The organism is Cupriavidus sp. KB_39 (genome assembly GCF_052114485.1).
Taxonomy (GTDB): Bacteria; Pseudomonadota; Gammaproteobacteria; order Burkholderiales; family Burkholderiaceae; genus Cupriavidus.
This window is the reverse complement of record NZ_JBFREV010000090.1, coordinates 1-3,281: the sequence shown is the minus strand read 5'-3', so window position 1 is coordinate 3,281 and position 3,281 is coordinate 1. Positions and strand designations below refer to the sequence as shown.

The window sequence follows — 3,281 nt, the reverse complement described above, 5'->3', positions numbered from 1 at the left end:
GTCGAGCTCCGCCTGCGCGAAAAACGCGCTGGCCAGCTTCAGGATCTCATTGGCCTTGCGCAGTTCCTTGACTTCACGCTCCAGCGACTTGATACGCTGCTGCTCGCTCGTGCCAGGACCTTCCCGCTGCCCCGTATCCCGCTCATGCTGGCGAACCCAGTTCAACAGCGTTTGCGGCGTGCATCCTATCTTGGCGGCTATGGATTCTACGGCCGCCCACTGGGACGGATGATCGCCTCGCGACTCGGCAACCATGCGCACGGCTCGCTCGCGAACCTCCGGGGAAAACTTGACTGGTTTCTTCATCGTGGCTCCATTCTCTCAAGAAGTGGAGCCTCCACTAAACCCGGGGCGGTTCAAACACATTCAGGCGCGTCGTTGCGCTTTTGCAGTTCCGCCACGGTTTGCGTCAGCCCAACCACGAGGTCGTCGGCATCGTCGGACGGATAAGTGGCACAACTTGGACATCTCCGAGATCATCACGTTTATAGAGGTTCGCGCTACCACCAATCATCACTTGAACGACTTCACTCATTTTTACTTCCTTACTATTTGGAGTTACCCCTCGCATGGCGTGCGGAAGCAACGCGGCTTCCACACGATTCACGAAGCGGGAGAAAAAAGATTTCAGCGGGATACTGCGGTTGCCTTCAGGCAGTGACAGCCATTTGGTGCGCGCCGTGGTCGATGGTGGGTACCTMCTGCAGCTGCGCGGCTTCCACATTCGAACTGACGGCAGACGCTTCGGATGCGCGGACTGCGGCAACTGCCATGACCGGAGCAGCGGTTGCAGTGGAGGGCACAGTGGAAGTGGGAGTCGAAACCTGACCCTGTTCCGTGTTTGCCGCCAGTGCAGTGTCTTGGCTCGTCGGCGTATCGGATGCGGGGGATGCAGTGGCGGACTTCTTCTTGGGCGAAGGCTCAACATATGCCGGGTTCAAGAACAGCTCCTTGTCCTTGTCACCGATCCATTTCGGCTGATTGCCCTTGCCAGACCATTCGGCGCCGCTTTCCGGGTTACGGTACTTCTTGGGGCCAGTGTCTTTGGACTTGTCCTTCTTCTGCGCCCCGAAACCCAGCTCGGACTTACTGAAACCCAACTGCTGGATCTTCGCCAGGAGCGCGGGCAATTCTGCTTGACGCATGCRCTCCCGGATTTCTTTGCGTTGTGCCAGAAGAATGTTCTTCGCCTCGGTAAGGGCTGCGATCTCTTGGTCGCACTGAGCAATCTGGTCTTCGATCTGTTGGAACTCTTGCATGGAAACCTCCGTTTGGTTGAACAATGGGCGTCTCAGCCAGCGCCGTTGGGCATGTGCTGTTGACGGGGTCCATTCTTCCGATTCGGAGGTTTCGCCGGAACGAACAGATCAGATTGGCGTTTCGAAACTGATCTGTTCCCGGTCGATGAGTGCCCTACTTCTTCGGAAACTCGCCGTGGATGGTGTTCGATACATAGGCGTCGTACTGAGCCTTGTAGCGAGCGACCTGCTTCTTGACGGATTCGAGTTCCAGCATGCTCAATGTCCCGTTCAAAAGCCGCTGCTCCTGATCCGGATCGAGCTCCCAACTGAATCCAAGCTGATTTTTGAGTTCCAGCGCCATGATTTCGAGCGCGGTGCCAGCATGTGTTTCGGGATGCGCGTCGTGATGCTGCGCCGCAACATTCACATAGAATGCTTTCTTCACGGATTGGAGCGTGCTTTGATCGATTCGACCCTGCGGCGCGTGGAGCTGGTATTTGGGTGCGATCGCTTTACGCGAAGTGGCATAGATCTGCTCGACGAACTCGCCGAACATCCGCATTAGCTCATCTTGCGATGCGGTGGCAGGAATCTGAATAGCAACGCCGCCGTTGTCGATCAGGCTAGTAGCGGGATCGATGACCTTGATCGGAGGCACTTCGACGAAGAACAGATGCCGCTTCTCATACAACCAACGCTGCCAGCTCGCTTCGTTCCGATGCACTGGTTCCGAGTCGTGAATATCTCCCCAGTCCGAGTACACCTCCGCGACTCGTTCAAACTGCGCCTCTAACGCGGCGCATGCAGCTGAGTCGCCAGTTCGACGCGCCGCGCAATAGGCTTCGTAATCTCGGTTTTCCTTGAGATAGCGATGCCACCACCAGAGCCAATCGCTAGCCGTCTTGTCCACTACAAACGCGTCTGCCGCGCTTCCATTCGCCGGGTCTTTTGAATAGGTCACCCGGAACATCGATGCGATCTGTTCGAGATTCGCTGCCACGATAGCTCCTCAATCAAGCCATCGAATCTACCTCGGCGGCCTTTCGAACCGCAACTGTCGTTTTCGAATAAGAGAGGGTTGCGTTCGGACATGCCCGCCTACCCGGTGCGGTGCGGATAAATACCTTGCTCAGCGATTTATCGAAACTGGTATGGAGGAGAACATGAGCAGACTTGAACTACTACAGGCCGTCATCGCCGAACAGCAACAGCGCTTGAGGGCGCGGTATGGATGGGCGCGGTTCGAAGAACGACACAACCGCCCTTGGTGGGAAGAAATGGAGATCAATGCGCGACGCGAAATGCATCGCGAGTATAAAGCGTTCATGCGCCAGCATTTGGCAGCCATCGCCGCCAACGAGTTGGCTGAATCGGCATCCGCCGACGAGGAACAAACAACCGACGAAGGTCAGCGAAACAGTAGTGCTACCTGATTCCCGCTACCGACACGCCGACCGTTCCACTCGAAGGTGTATCGCGCCGACGCATCGTAGTAGCCCAGCGGTTTGCCAGCCGCATCGTAGGCGACGATATTGCCGTTGGCGCGAGTCTCGGTGAATCCGAGCCTGCGACCCGAACCATCGAACAACGGAGTGTTTGCCATACCTTCGTTTCCCGTGAATGACCGTGAAGCCATTCTATCCAGCCTGCAGGAAAAGGGAACGGAAGCTCTAGCGTTGGCGGTCGAGCGCTGGTGCCAACTTAGCTTCCGCCAACGTCCCGATCTATGGTCAAACAGCTGACTCCACGGAGCACGCATGCGGCCGAAAAAAGCACTCTACTTTTTTCCCTTTTTCTTGACCGCCTTAGCGATTTCTTCAAACGCAAGAACGGGTATTTTGTTAGTCACTATGCAGCCGCCTTTTCCGGCAGGCTTGACTGCAATTACAACTGAGTTTTTTTGCGACTCTTCGAGAGAGCGGCCTTTCGTCGGATTGGCCTCTTTGACATGGCTCAATGCTTTGTTCGCTGCCGATTCTTTCCCGTCTGCTGAGACAATCATTTCCGATACGTGCGGGTGGTCCAGCGTTGGTCCAGCGT

At 56.2% G+C, this 3,281-nt stretch carries 4 protein-coding genes and 1 pseudogene; 1 reads left to right on the top strand and 4 read right to left on the bottom strand.

Annotated features, from left to right (window positions below; translation table 11 throughout):
• From AB4Z27_RS28545 to AB4Z27_RS28535, 3 genes and pseudogenes are all read right to left on the bottom strand, one after another.
• Positions 1-306: pseudogene (locus AB4Z27_RS28545) on the bottom strand (transposase); the annotation flags it as partial.
• Positions 307-650: 344 nt separating this feature from the next.
• Positions 651-1,259 (bottom strand): H-NS histone family protein, encoded by a 609-nt coding sequence (locus AB4Z27_RS28540; protein ID WP_441645919.1) that lies wholly within the window; start codon positions 1,257-1,259, stop codon positions 651-653.
• Positions 1,260-1,413: 154 nt separating this feature from the next.
• Positions 1,414-2,241, bottom strand: coding sequence for a hypothetical protein (locus tag AB4Z27_RS28535; RefSeq protein ID WP_441645918.1), 828 nt, complete (start codon positions 2,239-2,241; stop codon positions 1,414-1,416).
• Positions 2,242-2,404: 163 nt separating this feature from the next.
• Between AB4Z27_RS28535 and AB4Z27_RS28530 the strand changes: the two genes are divergently transcribed.
• Positions 2,405-2,674: a hypothetical protein gene (locus tag AB4Z27_RS28530; RefSeq protein ID WP_441645917.1), complete on the top strand. Its 270-nt coding sequence runs from the start codon at positions 2,405-2,407 to the stop codon at positions 2,672-2,674.
• 344 nt (positions 2,675-3,018) lie between these two features.
• Here AB4Z27_RS28530 and AB4Z27_RS28525 read toward each other — a convergent pair.
• Positions 3,019-3,281: hypothetical protein (locus AB4Z27_RS28525; protein WP_441645916.1), on the bottom strand; the 263-nt coding region annotated here is incomplete at its 5' end.

Bases quoted from the DNA above. Each gene is read 5' to 3' on its own strand.
- AB4Z27_RS28530 (WP_441645917.1), top strand. From the start codon at position 2,405: ATGAGCAGACTTGAACTACTACAGGCCGTCATCGCCGAACAGCAACAG.